Here is a 17,952-nt window from a genome sequence, read left to right on the forward strand (position 1 = left end):
CCCCACGGGTGGACGGCCGCGTCAGGCCGGGGTGCCCCCTGCATGAAGGGACGGCCGCCCCGGCCGCATGAAGCAACGGACGCGCCGGGCCGAGTTCCCCCGCATGAAGCAACGGCGGGCCGGAGACGACGACGCGGCCGCCCCCTTCCGGGAACGGCCGCGCCGCACGATCCGCTGTTCAGGCGCCCTTCTGGGTCGCCGTCCGCCGCAACCTGATGTTCTCCAGCAGGTCGAACCCGTCGAGCAGCCGCTCGCCCAGGAGCCGCAGCCGCCGCAGCGTCGACGGGGGCAGCAGCACCGCCCGCACCCGCCTGCCGCGCGACGTCGTGGCCGCCAGGGCCTGCCGCACCGTGCGCAGATCCTTCCGCATCGGTTCGATCCGGCCCGCGTCCCTGGCGAACAGCACCCGCTCGACCGCCGAGGCGATCCCGGCGATGGCCGCGGCGGAGTCGGCGTCGAACTCGTACTGCTGGGTCAGCCGCCGCGCCAGCGCCCTCGGGGTCTCGCTGGCCCCCCGGGCCATGCCGTAGTCGTACAGGATGTCGTCCAGCTCGGCCCACGCGGCCGCCACCGACGTGTGACTCCTGTTCGACGCCACCCTGGCCGTCAGCTCGTCGGCGGGTTGCGCGACCTTGAAGCCCAGGCTGCGCACGCGCCTGTTCCTGGTCACCAGCCGCAGTCCTGCGGGGATCAGCAGGAAGAGGAGCAGCGCCGCCGCCCCGATGCCGATCTGGGCGATCAGCGGCATCGAGTCGTCCGGCGGCAGCTCGCCGGGCAGGACCGTGCCCTCGCGGTCCACCTCACGCGGGTTGCGGCGGGCCGACGGGTCCTGCGGCTCGTCGGCCGAGGAGCTGGTCGCCCCCGGCGTCGGCGCCGTGGTCTCCCGCGTGGCCTCGGGGCGGGGCTGGGTGTACTCCGGCACGCGGGCGCTGCCCTGCCCGGCCGCCCCCGAGGGGGTCGGTTCGAACGGCAGCCAGCCGACGCCCTCGAAGTACAGCTCCGGCCAGGAGTGGGAGTCGTTCGTGCCCACCTCCCACCGGTCGCCGGACTTGACGCCGCCGGTGTAGCCGATCGCCACCCGCGACGGGATGCCCACCAGCCTGGCCAGCACCGCCATCGACGCGGCGAACTGCTCGCAGTAGCCCGCCCTGTCACGCAGCAGGAAGTCCCGCAGCGCCGAGTTGCCGTGCCCCTGCGTGCGCAGGCTGTAGGTGAAGCCGCCGGTCTTGGTGAAGAACTCCTGCAGCTTCACCGCCGCCTCGTAGCTGCTGCCGGCGCCCGCGGTGACCTCCTCCGCGAGCTGGGCGATCTCGGGGGGCAGGTTGTCCGGCAGGGTGAGGAAGCGCGGATCCGTGTCCGGCTGCGCGGCGTCGAGCGATTCGAGCAGGGACGCGGTCGGCTTCGGCTCGGCGGTGAGCACCTCGTACTCCAGGCCGGCGGCCTCCTCGCGGGTGGAGAAGACCATCAGCGTGTCCACGTCGGCCCGCCAGTCGCCGTCCACCCTGATCTGCCGCGGCGGGTACGGCAGCGGCAGGAACCGCAGCCGCGCCAGGTCGTCGCTGATCTGGACGCTCGTCACCACGTTGGTGATCTGCGGGTCGCGGCTGAGGCCGGGCGGCGGCGGCAGCGGGCCGTTCTCCGTCCTGTTCTGCGGCGCCCCCTTGGGCTGCGTCATCCCGAACTGCTGCCCGTCGAACGTGTCCAGCGCGTAGATCCGCAGGTAGCGCGGTGTGTCGTCGTTGTTGGTGTAGGTCAGCACGACCCGCCGCTCCGGCAGGTCAAGCTGCCCCTTCAGGCTGGCGATCGGGTTGGCGATGCTGATCGAGTTGCCCGGCCCCGAGCCCCTGCCGCCCACGCCGAAGGTGAAGAACGACACCGGCTCCATCGCCGGCAGTGCCGCGGGCAGCAGCACGGCCAGCAGGATCGCGGCGAACCCGATGCGCTTGCCCGACAGCCGCAGACCGCTGGTGTCGGCCGCGGCGCGGGCGCCGCCCGGCGCGGACCGGGTCGGCGAAGGAGCCGAGCGCGCCCTGCGCACCAGCACCGCCCTGCCCCAGTGGCCCACCCGCTCGCGCCCGTCGGAGATCAGCAGGCTGACGAACCCGAGCGCGGCCACGATGAACGCCGGCCAGCTGATCGGGTCGGACAGGATCGTCGCCGGGACCGTGGCCAGCGCCAGCAGCGGCAGCCCGGCCAGCGCCGCCCGCCGTACGCGCGCGGCGAGCAGGTCGACGGCGATCGCGATGACCGCCACGCCGCCCGCGGTCAGCAGTGTGATGCCCCTCGTCTCCGGCACCGGCGCGGCGAAGCGCTGGATGTCGTCCCAGCCGGTGCCCAGCAGCCTGGCCAGCTCCAGCACCGACGACTTGGTGGGGATCACCAGCGCCCACGCCTTGCCGGCGGCGAACGCCGCGGTCAGGTAGATCCACGTCGCGGCCAGGCCGAGCAGCGGCGCCGCCCACGCGGGCAGGGACAGGCGGGTGGTCACCAGGCCTGCCGCGACGACGGCCAGCACGGCGCCGAGCGACGTCCAGAACCAGGTCCCGCTCTGGAAGAGCGGATAGAGCAGGATGGCCGCCGTGAACGCGGCCACCCCCGAGGCGATGGTGAGTCTCATGCCGCGCCCCCCGTCCGGTTGACCGTGTATCTGTCACGGCTGGCGGCGTCCTGCCAGACGGAGGCGATCGAGGTGCCGGCGGGCAGGCGGACGATGCGCCAGCCGTATCCGGCGAGGACCGTCTCCATCGCCTGCTGGTTCTCGGCGGCGGCCTGGCCGCCGCCGCTCTCCCAGGTGCCGACGTCGAGCAGGACGGCCACACCGGTGATGCCGCTGTGCCGCAGCCTGGCCAGGTCCCTGGCCTCCTCGGGGTCGAGCGCGCCGAGCACCGCCACGATCAGCCCGTCGCCGCCGCCCTGCCGCAGGGCCGACACCCCCATCTCCAGGGAGCGGGCCGGGCTGTTCCTGATCACGGCGAGCGTGTCGAGCAGCGAGTAGCTGAGCCCGTCGTCGGTCAGGTGCTCGGCGCCCTGGTCGGTCACCAGCCGCAGGCCGAGACCCTCACGCGCGAGGTGCACGCCGATCGAGGCCGCAGCCGAGACCGCCACCTCGAAGGACGAGCGCGGGCCCTCGCCGCGGTGGGCGTGCCTGCGGGTGTCGAGCAGCAGCGCGCCGCGGCTCTGCCACTGCTGCTCCTCCCTGCGCACCATCAGCTCGCCGTAGCGGGCCGTCGAGCGCCAGTGCACCCGCCGCAGGTCGTCGCCCTGCCGGTATTCGCGCGGCGCCACGTCGTCGTCGCCGGCCGCCGCCACACTCCTGGTCCTGCTGTCGCCGCCGCCCGTCCACTCACCCGACAGCCGTACGTGGGGCAGCGCCGCGACGTGCGGCGTCACCACGAGCGTGTCGCTGATCGTGAACGAGCGGGTCAGCTCGACCAGCCCGAACGGGTCGGCGATGCGGATGGCCAGCGGCCCGATCGTGTAACGTCCGCGCAGGTCCGAGCGCACCCGGTAGTCGATCTCGCGCACACCGCGCGACTCGACCCGGTCGAGCACGAACCTGGGCCGCACGCCCAGCGCGTACGGCACCGTGTCCTCGATCAGCAGCAGGCCGGTCGGGAGCCTGGTCACGTTCTCCAGCCGGAGGGTGACGGTGGCCTCGCCGCCCACCTCGGCCCGCGGCGGGTCCAGGCGCCTGGCGCAGCTCAGCCGGTAGCGCGTGCGCGCCACCACCATCGCGGCCAGCAGCGGCAGCGCCGTCACCAGGACTCCGATCCTGAACAGGTCGTTCTCCCCGAGGATGACGGCCATGACCAGGGCCGCGATCCCGGAGGCGAGGAACGACCTGCCCCTGGAGGTCAGCGCCCGCAGTCCGGCCCTCACGACGCTCGCGTCTCCGGCACCGGCATGCGCCTGATCAGATCGGTCACCACCTGCTCGGGCAGCCGCCGCTGGCCCTGCGCCTCCACGCTGGGCAGCAGCCGGTGGGCCAGCACGGGGATGGCCAGGTCCTGGAGGTCGTCGGGGATGACGTAGTCGCGGCCGGTCAGCGCCGCGTGCGCCCTGGCGGCCCTGACGAGTTGCAGCGTGGACCGGGGGGAGGCGCCGAGCCGCAGGTCGGGGGAGTGGCGGGTGGCCACGACCAGGTCGATGGCGTACTTCTTGACCGCTTGTGAGACGTAGACGCCGCGTACGGCCTCGATGAGCGCGCGCACCTCCGCCGTCGTCGCGACCGGCTGGAGCTTGTCGAGCGGCGAGGTGCCCCCGTGCACGTCGAGCATCTCCAGCTCGGCGTGCGGCTCGGGGTAGCCCATCGCCACGCGCGCGGTGAAGCGGTCGCGCTGGGCCTCGGGGAGGGGATAGGTGCCCTCCATCTCGATGGGGTTCTGGGTGGCGATCACCATGAAGGGCGCGTCCAGCTGGTACGTCCTCCCGTCGACCGTCACCTGGTGCTCCTCCATGCACTCCAGCAGCGCGGACTGCGTCTTGGGGGAGGCTCTGTTGATCTCGTCGCCCACCACGATGTTGGCGAACACCGGGCCGGGCTTGAACTCGAACTCCCGGGTCTGCTGGTTGTAGGCGCTGACCCCGGTGATGTCACTGGGCAGCAGGTCGGGGGTGAACTGGACCCGCCGGACGGGGCAGTCGATGGAGCGTGCGAGCGCCTTGGCCAGCATCGTCTTGCCGACCCCTGGCACGTCCTCGATCAGCAGGTGGCCTTCGGCGAGCAGGACCGTCAGCGTGAGACGGACGGCGTCGCTCTTGCCCTCGATCACCGATTCGATCGCCTGCCGAATCCGGTGGGCGGTGGAGACCAGCTCGTCGAGCTGGGGAGGGACGTCATGGGTTACTGCCACCAGGCCTCCATGAGAAGTGCGACGGCTGTCCCGTGCGGTGCCATTGCGGGAGCCATGCCATTCCTTTTCCATTGTCTGTACGACCCTACGACGCTGTGGGTTCTTCAGCGACATTTGTGGATATTCAGGGAACCCCGGCGATGTTCCCGTTCATGTCGCATAGAGGTGCGAATCCCGTGACACAGCGCACCCGCCAAGCGCTCCACTTTCCTCCCCGCCGAGCTCCCCGGACGCCCGCCGCCCCTATTTCCACGGCGATTCAAACCCTCGACACGCCCATGAGGGTTGACCGCCCCGTCACCCCCCTCCACTCCGCTCCACCGCTCTGACCTGCGGTAACGCAAGGGAAACCGATGATGAAGACGGTTCGAATCAGTTGACGGTGGGGAGAAGTGGAGTATGGTGGTGCGCAGTGGAGAGCCCGGTGCACCAGCGCTGAGCGCTTCACGAGGCACGGGAGGTGGGGCCGATGTTCCTCGGCACCCATCAACCGCGTCTGGACGACAAGGGACGGCTGTTCCTGCCGGCTAAGTACCGTGAGGAGCTGGCGGAGGGTCTTGTGATCACCAAAGGCCAGGAGCGATGCCTCTACGTCTTTCCCGTGGAGGAGTTCCAGCGCATTACCGAGGCTCTCAGCACCGCCCCGGTCACCGCCAAGGCGGTGCGTGACTACAGCCGCGTCTTCTTCGCCAGTGCGTCCGACGAGAAACCAGACAAACAAGGACGCATCACGATCCCGCAGAGCCTCCGCCAGTACGCGGGGCTGGAGCGTGACTGCGTCGTCATCGGGGCCAACACCCGGCTGGAGATCTGGGACGCGCAGGCCTGGGACACCTATCTCAGCGCGCAGGAGCAGGCTTTCGCCGAGCTGTCGGAGGAGGTGCTGCCAGGGATTCTGTAGTGACCACGGTCGATCCGTCGGTGATGTCGTTCGGCGAGGTCTCCACCCGCAACCACTGTCCGCCAGCTGATGCACCTTCCCCGGTGTCAGATGGCGGGCGTCCACGAAGAGGGTGCGGATGGGGACCTGGCCGGACGGCGCCGGGGTGGGGACCCAGGAAGGACCGGCGAACGATCGGCGATACGCGTCATCCGCGAGCAAGGACGCGAGAGGGGGGTTGGAGATGGACGACAACGTCGCCACGGGCGGTCACGTTCCGGTGATGCTCGAGCGCGTTCTGGAGCTGCTCGCTCCCGCGCTGACCGGGCCCGCACCCGTCGTCGTCGACGCCAACCTCGGCCTCGGCGGCCACTCGGAGGCCCTGCTCGCCGCACACCCCGCACTGCACCTGATCGGGATCGACCGCGACCCTTTCGCGATCGAGTTCTCCACCCGCAGGCTCGCCCCCTACGCGGACCGGACCACCCTGGTCCACGCCTCCTCCGGCGACCTGGCCGAGGTGCTCGACCAGGCGGGGCGTCCCGTCATCGACGGGGCGCTGTTCGACCTGGGCGTCTCCTCCCCGCAGCTCGACGAGGCCGAGCGCGGCTTCGCCTATTCCTATGACGCCCCGCTCGACATGCGCATGGACACCTCGCAGGAGCTGACCGCCGATCGGGTGGTCAACACCTACTCCGCCGCGGAGCTCACGCGCATCCTGCGCGACTACGGCGAGGAGAGATTCGCTCAGCGTGTCGCGGGCCTGATCATCAAAGAACGGGCCAAAGAGGCAATAACCTCGACGAAGCGGCTGGCGGACATCGTGCGCGATGCGATCCCCGCCGCTACCCGGCGCACCGGGGGCAACCCCGCCAAGAGGACTTTCCAGGCGCTGCGCATCGAGGTGAACGCGGAGCTGTCCGCCCTGGAGGCGGCGCTGCCCGCGGCACTCGACGCGCTGACGCTCGGTGGGCGAGTGGTCGTGCTCTCCTACCACTCACTCGAGGACCGGCTCACCAAGCAGGCCCTCACGGCGCGAACCAAGGACACCAGCCCACCAGGGCTGCCCGTCCCGCTACCGGCTCACCAGCCGAGGTTCCGCCTGCTGACGAGGGGAGCGGAGCTCCCAAGCGACGAAGAGCTCGCCCGCAACCCGCGGGCGGCCTCGGCCCGGCTACGGGCGGCAGAGAGGATCCGTGTTGACGACTGAGCAGGAGACCGGCAGGGGTGCGCCTGTCCGCCGTGCCGTGCCCAAGACGGGCACGCGCCGGTCGGCGACGTCGTACCAGCCCAAGCCGCGTCCCCGTCCCGACACCCGCCCCGAGACCGACGGCAAGGCGCCGGCCGGCGAGCGTGAGCGCGCCGACGGCAAGCGGCCCGTGGGCGAGCGCGCCGACGGCAGGAGAGCCGCCGGTGAGCGCGAGCGTGCCGAGAGCAAGCGGCCGGTCGGCGAGCGGGCCCGTCCCGAGAGCAGGGCGCAGGGCGAACGGCTGCGCGCCGAGCCCAAGGCGCCGACCCGCGAGCGCACGCGGGGCGAGGCGGGCGGCAGGACGCCGGTCCGCACGCGTCCCGCGCCGGGCCGCACGGCGCCGCCCGCCGAGCGGGCCAGCCCGGCGCGCCCCGAGAGCGGCGGCGCGACGTCGTCCCGTCCCTCGGCCCGGCCCGCCGCATCGCGGCATCCGTCGCGCCGGTCGCGGGCGCCGTTCGTGCTGCTCGTCGTCGGCCTGCTCTGCGGCGGCCTCGTCAGCCTCCTGCTGCTCAACACCATGCTCGCCCAGGACGCGATCACCGACGCGTCGCTGCGCGAGCAGATCGCGGTGGCCGAGCAGGAGAAGGAGAAGATCGAGCAGGAATACCAGCGCAAGACGCAGCCCGGCGTCATCGCCGACATGGCCGACAAGCAGGGCCTCAGCCGCAGGTGGGACGACGTCAACCCGTGGACCAGCGGCACGACCGACACCCAGGCCGGCCAGGCGGACAGCACACGGTGAGCGGTTCCGGCGGCAGGGGGCAGGGACCCGGCCGCGGCGCAGGCGGCGCCGGCTCTCAAGGAGGGCCAGGCGCCGCTCGTCGTACGCCGGGCGGACCGGGCAGGAGCGGACGCCAGGGCGGCCGCTCCGGCGGTCGTTTCGACGAGGAACGTTTCGACGAGGGGCCTTCCGACGGCGGCCGCTCTGACGACGGTCGTTCGGGCGGTGGCCGAGCGGATGGTGCGGGTCGTTCCGGCTCGCCGGAGAACCCGCCGCGGCGGCCCCGTGAGCGGCTCGACCCGCTCGACCTCCCGTTCGGGCACGACGACGGCCGGGCGCGCCCGCCGCGTGAGCCGGGAGAGGAGCCGCGCGGCCGATCGCGGCCCGGCGATGACGGCCCACGGGGCCGGTCACGGGACGACGGCCCGCGCGGGCGTTCGCGCGACCGTGACGACGACGACCCCCCGAGAAGGCGGGCCCCTCAGTCACGCGACGACGGCGACCGCCCCCGAGGCCGTGCGCCCCGGTCGCGCGACGAGGACGAGCGGCTCAGAGGACGCGTCCAGGGCCGGGACGAGCGCGCGCACGGCCGTTCCGGTGACCGGGCCGGTGACCGGGCTGGTGATCGGGCGGGCGAGAGGGCCGGTGAGCGAACCGGTGACGGGTCGGCTCGCCGTACGCCCGCGGGCAGGCCCCCGGCAGGCGGATCCCGTCCGGACGCGGCGCGCGGCCGTACGACGGACAGGACAGCGGACAGAACTACGGGCCGGGCCACCGACAGGACAGCGGGCCGCACGACGGGCCGCCGCGACGGCGAAGGACCGCCCCCCTGGCGCCCGCGCAGGCCGCCGCCCCCGCCGCCGCGCCCGCCGCTGGTGCTGCGGCTGGGCAGCCCGCGCAGGCGCATCAACATCGGCCTCATCGGCATGACGTTCGTGCTGTCGATCTTCGCCGGGCGGCTCATCCAGATGCAGGGCCTGGAGTCCAAGGTGTACGCGGCGGCCGCGGCCGACCAGCGCACGCACACCGAGACGATCCCGGCCAAGCGCGGCTCGATCACCGACGTCAACGGCAACGCGCTGGCCGTCACGGTCGAGGCCCGCGAGGTGTCGATCGACCCGACGAAGGTCCCCGAGGCTGTACGCGCGGGCGCCGCCAAGCTCCTCGCCCAGCAACTCGGCAAGGACGAGCGGGAGATCGCCGCCAAGCTGTCCAGGACCGGCACCCACTACCAGCTCCTGGCCAGGGACGTCGACCCCGTCGTGGCCACCCGGCTGCTCCAGGCCCCCATCCCCGCGCTGGCGGCCAAGAAGACCTACCGGCGGCTCTACCCGGCGGGCGATCTGGCGGGCAGCCTCATCGGGTTCGTCGGCGACGAGGGCAGCGGCCTCGGCGGCATGGAGCAGGCGAAGAACTCCCTCCTGGCCGGCCGCGACGGCAAGAAACGCGTCGAGACCGGCCGCGACGGCCAGCAGATCCCGATGACCAGCAGCGAGCGCACCGCGCCCGAGGACGGCCAGGACGTGCGGCTGACCATCGACCGCGACATCCAGTGGGCCGCCCAGAAGTCGATCGGCGATCAGGTGCGCGAGTCCGGGGCCGAGAGCGGCACCGTGATCGTCATGGACGTGCGGACGGCGCAGATCGTGGCCATGGCCAACGCCCCCGAGCTCGACCTGAACAACTGGCGCAAGGCCCCGCAGTCCCACTACGTCAACAAGGCCGCCGCCGACGTCTTCGAGCCCGGCAGCACCAACAAGGTGATCACCGCCGCCGCCGCGCTGGAGGCCGGTGAGGTGACGCCCGACACGGTCTTCCAGGTGCCCGACCGGATCAGGTGCACCGACCAGGTGCTGCGTGACGCCCACGCGCACAAGACGGAGTCGATGACGTTCCGCCAGGCCATGGCCCAGTCCAGCAATGTGGCCACCGTCATGGCGGCGCGTAAGGTGGGCAGCGAGCGGCTGCACAAGATGCTCACGGCGTTCGGCTTCGGCAGCACGCCCGGCGGCGGCGTGCCCGGCGCCGAGGCGGGCCTGCTGCCCGACTACAAGAAGTGGTCGGGCAGCCAGAACTGCACGGTCGCCTACGGGCAGGGCGTGTCGGTGACCGCGCTGCAGATGGCCAGCGTCTACCAGACCATCGCCAACGACGGCGTCAAGATCGAGCCGCGGATCGTGGCCGGCACGAAGGACGCGACGGGCAGGTTCGTCCCCGCTCCTCCCGGTAAGCAGACCAGGGTGGTGAGTGAGACGACGGCCAGGGAGATCACGACGATGCTGGAGAGCGCTGTGGGCGAGGAGGGCACCGGCCAGCTGGCCGCCATCGACGGCTACCGGGTGGCGGGCAAGACCGGCACGGCCAACCGCTACGACGCCCGGCTCGGCCGCTACGACGGCTACACCGCGTCTTTCGTCGGGTTCGCGCCCGCCGACAATCCGCGGCTGGTGGTCCTCTCGGTGCTGCAGAACCCGAAGAACGGCCATTTCGGCGGGCAGTTGGCGGCCCCCGTGTTCAAGGATGTGATGACGTTCGCCATCAAGAGCATGAAGATTCCACCCACGGGCTCCGCCGCGCCGCAGGTGCGGATGCGCGCGGGACAGTGACCAGGGAAGGTACGCTCTCGCCGTGCGTCCCCCGTCGTCTATGCGTCCCACGACCAGCCCGCCTCGCCCGCTGACCGGGCTCGCGACCATGCTCGACGCCGATTCCGGCACGTCGAGGTCGCCCCATGCCGCCCTGACCGGCGTCACGATCGACTCCCGCGACGTCAGACGCGGCGATCTCTACGTGGCGCTGCCCGGCAACCGCGTCCACGGCGCCACATTCGCCGCCGACGCGATGGCCGGCGGCGCCGTCGCCGTGCTCACCGACCGGGCCGGCCGCGACGCGGCCGTGGCCACCGGGCTGCCGGTGCTCATCGTGCCCGACCCGCGCGCGCTGCTCGGGCCGATCTCCTCCTGGGTGTACGGGCAGCCGGCCCACGACATCCAGATCCTCGGCGTCACCGGCACCAGCGGCAAGTCCACCACCACGTTCATGATCGAGGCGGGCCTGCGGGCCGCCGGCCACCGGGCGGGCCTGGTGGGCGGGGTCGAGATCCACGCCGGCGAGCTGCGCTTCCAGCCCACGCTCACCACGCCTGAGGCGTCCGCGCTGCACGGCCTGTTCGCGCTCATGCGCGAGGAGGGCGTCAGCGCCGCCGCCATGGAGGTCTCCAGCCACGCGCTCGCGCTCGGCCGGGTCGACGGCCTCTACTACGACGTCGCCCTGTTCACGAACCTGTCGCAGGACCACCTCGACTTCCACAAGGACTTCGAGGACTACTTCGCGACCAAGGTGAAGCTGTTCCAGCCGGAGCTGAGCCGGGTCGGCGTGACCAACATCGACGACCGTTACGGGCGCGAGCTGATCGGGCTGGCCAAGGTGCCGATGACCACGTTCTCGGCGCTGGGCGACCCCGAGGCCGACTGGCACGCGGTCGACGCCAGGCTCGGGGCCGACGGCAGCGCGTTCCGCGTGGTCGGGCCCGGCGGCGTCGAGGCCGACGCGCAGATCGCGCTGCCCGGCCCGTTCAACGTCTCCAACGCGCTCGGGGCCGTCGTCACGCTGGTCGAGGCCGGGGTGCCGCTGCAGACGGCCGTGCACGGCGTCGGCACGCTCACCGGCGTGCCCGGCCGCATGCAGCGCGTCACCGACGCCGGCGACGAGTTCCAGGCCGTCGTGGACTACTCGCACAAGCCGGGCGCCGTCGAGTCGGTGCTGCGCGCGTTGCGATCGGTCACCGCCGGGACCCTGACGATCGTGCTCGGCTGCGGTGGCGACCGCGACAAGGGCAAACGCCCTCTCATGGGGGAAATCTCCGCCGAACTGGCAGATGTCGCTATTTTTACCAGCGACAATCCCCGATCCGAGGATCCGCTGGCCATCCTCGCGACGATGATGGAGGGGGCCCTCCGCGTTCCGCAGCACGACCGCGCTCATGTGATCATTGAGCCCGACCGCGCGGCCGCCATCGGCCTGGCGATCGCCCGGGCCGGGCGCGGCGACGTGATCGTCGTGGCCGGGAAGGGCCACGAGCAGGGTCAGTACGTTTCAGGCGAGGTGATCCCCTTCGACGACCGCGAAGTGGTCGCCGAAGCGATCGACGCACGCAAGGAAAGCAGGAAGCACTAATGATCCCGTTGCCTCTGGCCAGGATCGCCGAGATAACCTCGGGCGCCCTGTCGGGCATGGCCGATCCCCGCGCGGTGGTGCGCGGGCCCGTCGTGATCGACTCGCGGGCCGTAGAACCGGGATCCCTGTTCGTCGCCATCAAGGGCGCGCGGGTCGACGGTCACGACTACGCCGCGCAGGCCGTACGCGCGGGAGCGGTCGCCGTGCTGGCCGGCCGGCCGGTCGACGCGCCCGCCGTGATCGTGCCCGACGCCGCCGCGGCGCTCGCCGAACTGGCCGCCGCCCAGGTCCGCACGCTGCCCAAGGTCACCGTGATCGGCGTGACCGGCTCGGCCGGCAAGACCAGCACCAAAGACCTCCTGGCCAAGATCACCGCGCGGATCGGCGCGACCATCGCGCCCGTCGGCAGCTTCAACAACGAGCTCGGCCACCCGCTGACCGTGCTGCGGGCCGACCTCGAGACCCGCTTCATGGTGCTGGAGCTGGCCGCGCGCAACATCGGCCACATCAAGGACCTGACCCGCATCGCGCCGCCGCAGATCGGCGTGGTGCTCAACGTCGGCACCGCGCACCTGGGCGTGTTCGGCGGCAAGGAGGCCATCGCCAAGGCCAAGGGCGAGCTGGTGGAGTCGCTGCCGCGCACGGGCGTCGCCGTGCTCAACGCCGACGACCCGCTCGTGCGGGGGATGGCCTCCCGTACGGAGGCGCGGGTCACGTACTTCGGGTGCGGCGAGTCCGCGGCGATCAGGGCCGAGGGCATCGTGATCGACTCCAGGGGGCGCGCCTCCTTCACGCTGCGCACTCCGTCGGGGGCCGCGCACGTGTCACTGAAGCTGTACGGCGCCCACGCCGTCTCCAACGCGCTCGCCGCGGCGGCGGCCGGCTACGAGCTGGGACTGCCCGTGGCCACCATCGCCGAGGAGCTGTCCGAGGCCACGCCGCGCAGCCGGTGGCGGATGGAGGTCACCGACCGGGCCGACGGCGTGACCGTGGTCAACGACGCGTACAACGCCAACCCCGACTCCATGAAGGCGGCCTTCGAGGCCTTCGCCACCCTCGGCAAGGGACGCCGGCGCTTCGCGGTCATCGCGGCGCTGCGCGAACTGGGCGAGGAGGGGCCGGCGCTCAACGCCGAACTCGGCCGGCTGGCGGGCGGGGCGGGGCTGGCGGGGCTGATCGTGGCCGGCCCTGAGGCGGGCCCGGTGCTCGACGGCGCCCACGAGGCCGCCCAGACCGCCGCCCTGGAACTTGCCGCCCGCATGGCCGCCCCCGCGACCCTCCCCCAAGCAGACCCCGGCCCGATGGGTGGGCCGATGGGCGCCGGGCCGGGCGATGCCGGCTCGATGGGGCCCGGGCAGCCGGGCATCGGCGGTCCTCAGGCAGGCCCTGGGCCGATGGGTCAGGGGCCGATGGGCGCCGGACCGGGTGGCGCGGTGCCGGGCGCTGTGGCTCCCGGCTGGCCTTCGGTGCCTGGCGCGGGGATTCCCGGCCCGCAGGCGCCCGCTGGGCCCGCGCAGACGCCTCCTGGGCCGCCCCACGGGCCCGCGCCGCAGGACTGGCAGCCGAACGGCCCCGAGCAGGGGCCGCCACAGAGCTGGAACGGACCCGACACCGAGCACGCCGCACCGCAAGGTTGGTACGGGCCGGACGCCGAGCACGGCGCACCGCAGGGCTGGCACGGAGCTGACGCCGAGCACGGCGCACCGCAGACCGGCTGGCAGACCCCCGACGCGGGCGTACCGCAGGGCTGGTACGGCCCCGAGGCGGGCGGTGCGCAGCCGCAGGGCCGGCCCGAGTTCGACGCGGGTGTGCACCAGCCGGCTCCCGGGTCGGGATGGCAGGTGCCCGACGAGGGCGCCGTGCCTCCTGGGCAGGGCTGGCACGGACAGGAAGACGACGGCCAGGGCTGGCAGAGCCCTCCCGCGGCCGGCGGGCCCCTCATAGGCGCGATGCCGAGCGGTGCCCCCGCAGGCGGGCCCGGAGCGCCCGATGGATTCCCGGCAGGTGCACCTTCCTCGGACGGATTTCCGGTGGGCGCACCTCCCGGAGCGCCGACGGGCATGGCGCCCGAGACGCCGGGAGGACCCCCTGGGGTGCCCGGCGGGATCCCCGCAGGAGCGCCGGGCGGACCCCCACCCGGAATGCCGCCAGGAGCGCCGGGCGGGCCGCCGGTCGGTGGGCCGGCGGGCCCCGGGGGAGGGGCGTACTACGGGCAGCCGACGCGGATCGTGCACGTGCCGGACGCCGAGGCGGCGGCGGCAGAGCTGGGCCCGTGGCTGCGGCCCGGTGACGCGGTGCTGATCAAGGGGCCGAGGGCCATGGGTCTGGAACGCACGGCCGAGATCATCCTCGGAGGTTCCCCCCAGTGACCAACATCATCATCGCCGGCGCGGTGGGCCTGATCCTCTCGATGCTGGGCACCCCCCTGGCGATCAGGCTGTTCTCCCGGCGCGGTTACGGCCAGGAGATCCGCGAGGAGGGCGTGCAGGCCCACCTCGGCAAGCGCGGCACCCCCACGATGGGCGGCATCGTCTTCGTCCTGGCCTCGCTGCTGGCCTACGGCGCCTCCCACCTGGCCATGCTGGAGCCCCCGACGGTGTCGGGCGGCCTGGTGCTGTTCCTGATGACGGGACTCGGCGCGGTCGGGTTCCTGGACGACTTCATCAAGATCTACAAGCAGCGCAGCCTCGGCCTGCGCAGCGGCGCCAAGGCGCTCGGCCAGCTCATCGTGGGCGCGGTCTTCGCCGTCCTGGTGACGCGCCAGCCCAACGTGTACGGCATCACCCCCGCCGAGACCCGCCTGTCGTTCCTGCGCGACTTCGGCCCGCCCTCGATCGGCATCGTCGGGTTCACCATCTGGGTGCTCATCATGATCGTCGGGTTCTCCAACGCGGTGAACCTCACCGACGGCCTCGACGGCCTGGCCAGCGGCGCGACCGGCGTCGTGCTGGCCGCGTACGTGCTGATCGGCAACTGGCAGCTGCGCAACAACTGCATCGACCAGCTCGGCCCCAACTGCTACTGGGTACGAGATCCGCTCGACCTGGCCGTGGTGGCCGCCGCCGTGCTGGGGGCGCTGATCGGGTTCCTGTGGTGGAACGCCCCGCCCGCCCGGATCTTCATGGGCGACACCGGCTCGCTGGCGCTGGGCGGCGTGCTGGCCGGGCTGGCCATCGCCACCCGTACCCAGCTGCTGCTGATCATCCTGGCCGGCCTGTGCGTGATGATCACGCTGTCGGTGATCATCCAGGTCGGGTTCTTCAAGATGACTGGCAAACGGGTGTTCAGGATGGCGCCGCTGCAGCACCACTTCGAGCTCAAGGGCTGGGCGGAGACCACGATCGTGGTCCGCTTCTGGCTGATCGCGATGTTGTGCGCGGCGCTCGGGCTGGGCCTGTTCTACGTCGAGTGGATGCCCCGATGAGTCTCACCTGCGTGGCCGGGCTCGGCGTGTCCGGCACCGCCGTGGCCAGGGTGCTGGCCGCGCGCGGCGAGCGGGTCGTCGTCGTGGAGGCCGCGGAGGGCGAGCGGCAACTGGCCGCCGCGGCCGAGCTGGCGCGGGTGGGCGTCGAGACCCGCTTCGGCGAGATGGTGCTGCCCGAGGGCGCGACGCGGGTGGTCACCACGGGGTGGGCGCCGCACCACCCGCTGATCGCCGCCGCGCTGCGCGAAGGGGTCGAGGTCGTCGGCGAGGTGGAGCTGGCCTGGCGGCTGCGGCCCGCCCAGGCGGCCCCCTGGCTGGCGCTGACCGGCACCAACGGCAAGACCACCGCCGTCCGCATGCTCACCTCCATCCTGCTGGCGGCCGGGCGCAAGGCCCTGGCCGTGGGGAACGTGGGCACGCCCGTGGTCCAGGCGGTGGCCGAGCCGTACGACGCGCTGGCCGTCGAGCTGTCCAGCTTCCAGCTGCACTGGTCGAGCACGCTGGCCCCGCACGCCGCGGCTGTGCTCAACGTGGCCCCCGACCACCTCGACTGGCACGGCTCCATGGACGAGTACGCCGCCGCCAAGGGCCGCGTCTTCGAGCGTGCCGGCACCGTGATCTTCAACGCCGACGACCCCGAGGCCGCCCGGCTGGCCGCGCCCTACCCCGGCGCCGTCGGGTTCACGCTGCGCGTGCCGAAGCGGGGCGAGATCGGCGTGGTCGAGGACCTGCTGGTGGACCGGGCGTTCGTGGCCGACCCGGTCGAGGCCGCCGAGGAGCTCGCGACGCTGGACGACGTGCGCCCCTTCGCCCCGCACAACGTGGCCAACGCCCTGGCCGCCGCCGCGCTGGCCCGCTCGCTCGGCGTGCCGTCCGAGGCCGTACGCCAGGGGCTGCGCGACTTCGTGCCCGACCCGCACCGGCTGGCCCACGTGGACCGGATCGGCGAGGTCGACTACATCGACGACTCCAAGGCCACCAACCCGCACGCCGCCGCCGCCGCGCTGGCCTCGTACCCGTCGGTCGTGTGGGTGGCGGGCGGTCTCCTCAAGGGCGCGGACGTGGACGAGCTGGTGCGCCAGGCGGCCCCGAGACTGCGCGGAGCGGTGCTGCTGGGCGCCGATCGCGCACGGATCGCCGAAGCCATCGCGCGACACGCGCCGAATGTCCCCCTCGTGGACATCGCCGATCGGGACACTGGTGCGATGGAAAGAGTCGTCACCGAAGCCGCCCGGCTGGCCTCGCCAGGGGACACCGTGCTGCTCTCCCCGGCGGGGGCCTCCCTTGACATGTTCGCCAACTATCCGGCGCGGGGGGAGGCCTTCGCGCGTGCCGTACGCGGGCTGAGGGCGCGGCGTGAGCACGAGCGCTGAGGAACGGGTGCGGCGGCCGGCCGCCGCGCAGGAGGGGCCGGGAAGCTGGGCGCGCGAGCAACTGGGCGTGCTCAAGGAGCTGCTGGACAAGCCGCTGACCACCTACTACCTGATCATCATGTGCAGCGCGCTGCTGCTGGCGCTGGGGCTGATGATGGTGCTGTCGGCCTCCAGCATCGAGGCGCTGAACAAGACCGGCAGCCCGTTCTCGTGGTTCATCAAGCAGTCGCTGTCGGCCGCGGTGGGCGTGCCGGTGATGTACCTGTGCTCGCGCCTGCCGGTCAAGTTCTTCCGGTGGGCCGGCTACCCGCTGATGGCGCTGTCGATCATCGCGCTGGTCATGGTGCTGTTCATCGGCTCGGCCGAGCTGGGCGCGCAGCGGTGGATCTACATCGGCCCGTTCACCGTGCAGCCGTCGGAGCCGGCCAAGCTGGGGCTCGTGCTGTGGGGCGCCGACCTGCTGTCCAGGCGCGTACGCCAGGGCCGCATCGAGTGGCGGCAGATGCTGATCCCGCTCATGCCCGGCACCGCGATCCTGGCCGTCATGGTCATGCTCGGCCGCGACCTCGGCACCACGCTGGTGCTGTTCATGATCTTCCTGTCGCTGCTGTGGGTGGTGGGGGCGCCGGTCAAGCTGTTCGGCGGCATCATGGCGCTGGCGGTGCTCGCGGCGGCGATAATGATCAAGGTGGAGCCGTACCGGATGGCGCGCATCGGCGCCTTCCTCGACCCGTGGGCCGACGCGCAGGGCGCGGGCTACCAGGCCGTGCAGGGACAGATCGCGATGGGCTCGGGCGGCTGGTTCGGCCTCGGGCTCGGCGAGAGCCGGCAGAAGTGGAACTGGCTGCCCCACGGCGAGAGCGACTTCATCTTCGCCATCCTCGGCGAGGAGCTCGGGCTGATGGGCACACTGATCGTGGTCGCCCTGTTCGGGCTGCTCGGCTACGCGGGGCTGCGCGTCGCCGTGCGCGTCAACGACGCCTTCACCAGGCTCGCCGCCGCCGCCATGGTGGCCTGGATCGTCGGGCAGGCCACCGTCAACATGGGGGCCGTGCTCGGCGTGCTGCCGATCACCGGCATCCCCCTGCCCCTCGTCTCGTACGGCGGCTCCTCGCTGCTGCCCACGCTCGCCGCGCTCGGCATGCTGCTGTCGTTCGCCAAACGCGAGCCGGGTGCGCGGGAGGCCTTGGCGGCTCGTGGCCCCGGACCGGCCGCGCGGGCCCTAAGCTGGCTTGGCCTGGGGGGTACGTCCAAAGGCCGAGCGACACGTTAGGGA

At 72.6% G+C, this 17,952-nt stretch carries 11 protein-coding genes and 1 pseudogene; 9 read left to right on the top strand and 3 right to left on the bottom strand.

Features of this window, described 5'->3' with window-relative positions:
* Positions 1–178 precede the first annotated feature (178 nt).
* Genes AB0C27_RS33550 through AB0C27_RS33560 form a run of 3 tightly spaced genes read right to left on the bottom strand, consistent with a single transcriptional unit; the run spans position 179 to position 4,853 of the window.
* Positions 179–2,617: a DUF3488 and transglutaminase-like domain-containing protein gene (locus tag AB0C27_RS33550; protein WP_357852241.1), complete on the bottom strand. Its 2,439-nt coding sequence runs from the start codon at positions 2,615–2,617 to the stop codon at positions 179–181.
* Positions 2,614–3,879: a DUF58 domain-containing protein gene (locus AB0C27_RS33555; RefSeq protein WP_357852244.1), complete on the bottom strand. Its 1,266-nt coding sequence runs from the start codon at positions 3,877–3,879 to the stop codon at positions 2,614–2,616. The genes AB0C27_RS33550 and AB0C27_RS33555 overlap by 4 nt, the downstream gene beginning before the upstream one ends.
* A complete protein-coding gene (locus tag AB0C27_RS33560; protein WP_357852247.1) occupies positions 3,876–4,853 on the bottom strand; it encodes a MoxR family ATPase in 978 nt (325 codons plus the stop codon). Before AB0C27_RS33560 ends, AB0C27_RS33555 begins: the two co-directional genes overlap by 4 nt.
* 469 nt (positions 4,854–5,322) lie before the next feature.
* Between AB0C27_RS33560 and mraZ the strand changes: the two genes are divergently transcribed.
* The 9 genes and pseudogenes from mraZ (at position 5,323) to ftsW (ending at position 17,949) form a co-directional block, all read left to right on the top strand.
* Complete coding sequence (mraZ, locus tag AB0C27_RS33565) at positions 5,323–5,754, top strand: division/cell wall cluster transcriptional repressor MraZ (protein WP_106244593.1); 432 nt, start codon at positions 5,323–5,325, stop codon at positions 5,752–5,754.
* 223 nt (positions 5,755–5,977) lie between these two features.
* Positions 5,978–6,943: a 16S rRNA (cytosine(1402)-N(4))-methyltransferase RsmH gene (gene rsmH / locus AB0C27_RS33570; protein WP_357852250.1), complete on the top strand. Its 966-nt coding sequence runs from the start codon at positions 5,978–5,980 to the stop codon at positions 6,941–6,943.
* On the top strand, positions 6,933–7,724 hold the full coding sequence (locus AB0C27_RS33575) for a hypothetical protein (protein ID WP_357852253.1): 792 nt from the start codon (positions 6,933–6,935) through the stop codon (positions 7,722–7,724). The genes rsmH and AB0C27_RS33575 overlap by 11 nt, the downstream gene beginning before the upstream one ends.
* An 854-nt stretch (positions 7,725–8,578) precedes the next feature.
* Positions 8,579–10,309, top strand: a complete 1,731-nt coding sequence (locus AB0C27_RS33580) for a penicillin-binding protein 2 (RefSeq protein ID WP_357852256.1) — start codon at positions 8,579–8,581, stop codon at positions 10,307–10,309.
* A gap of 40 nt (positions 10,310–10,349) precedes the next feature.
* Positions 10,350–11,879 (top strand): UDP-N-acetylmuramoyl-L-alanyl-D-glutamate--2,6-diaminopimelate ligase, encoded by a 1,530-nt coding sequence (locus AB0C27_RS33585; RefSeq protein WP_357852259.1) that lies wholly within the window; start codon positions 10,350–10,352, stop codon positions 11,877–11,879.
* Positions 11,879–13,096, top strand: a pseudogene (gene murF / locus AB0C27_RS33590) (UDP-N-acetylmuramoyl-tripeptide--D-alanyl-D-alanine ligase); the annotation flags it as partial. The gene AB0C27_RS33585 and the pseudogene murF, both read left to right, overlap by 1 nt.
* 1,148 nt (positions 13,097–14,244) lie before the next feature.
* Positions 14,245–15,303: a phospho-N-acetylmuramoyl-pentapeptide-transferase gene (mraY, locus tag AB0C27_RS33595; protein WP_106244599.1), complete on the top strand. Its 1,059-nt coding sequence runs from the start codon at positions 14,245–14,247 to the stop codon at positions 15,301–15,303.
* The gene (gene murD / locus AB0C27_RS33600; protein ID WP_357852264.1) at positions 15,300–16,676 is read left to right on the top strand and encodes a UDP-N-acetylmuramoyl-L-alanine--D-glutamate ligase; all 1,377 of its coding nucleotides are present in this window, start codon (positions 15,300–15,302) and stop codon (positions 16,674–16,676) included. The genes mraY and murD overlap by 4 nt, the downstream gene beginning before the upstream one ends.
* Positions 16,660–17,949, top strand: a complete 1,290-nt coding sequence (gene ftsW / locus AB0C27_RS33605; RefSeq protein ID WP_357852267.1) for a putative lipid II flippase FtsW — start codon at positions 16,660–16,662, stop codon at positions 17,947–17,949. Before murD ends, ftsW begins: the two co-directional genes overlap by 17 nt.
* Positions 17,950–17,952: the final 3 nt, after the last annotated feature.

Source organism: Nonomuraea sp. NPDC048882 (genome assembly GCF_040649755.1).
Taxonomy (GTDB): Bacteria; Actinomycetota; Actinomycetes; order Streptosporangiales; family Streptosporangiaceae; genus Nonomuraea; species Nonomuraea maheshkhaliensis.

Bases quoted from the DNA above. Each gene is read 5' to 3' on its own strand.
- murD (WP_357852264.1), top strand. From the start codon at position 15,300: ATGAGTCTCACCTGCGTGGCCGGGCTCGGCGTGTCCGGCACCGCCGTG.
- mraZ (WP_106244593.1), top strand. From the start codon at position 5,323: ATGTTCCTCGGCACCCATCAACCGCGTCTGGACGACAAGGGACGGCTG.
- AB0C27_RS33550 (WP_357852241.1), bottom strand. From the start codon at position 2,617: ATGAGACTCACCATCGCCTCGGGGGTGGCCGCGTTCACGGCGGCCATC.
- AB0C27_RS33585 (WP_357852259.1), top strand. From the start codon at position 10,350: ATGCGTCCCACGACCAGCCCGCCTCGCCCGCTGACCGGGCTCGCGACC.
- rsmH (WP_357852250.1), top strand. From the start codon at position 5,978: ATGGACGACAACGTCGCCACGGGCGGTCACGTTCCGGTGATGCTCGAG.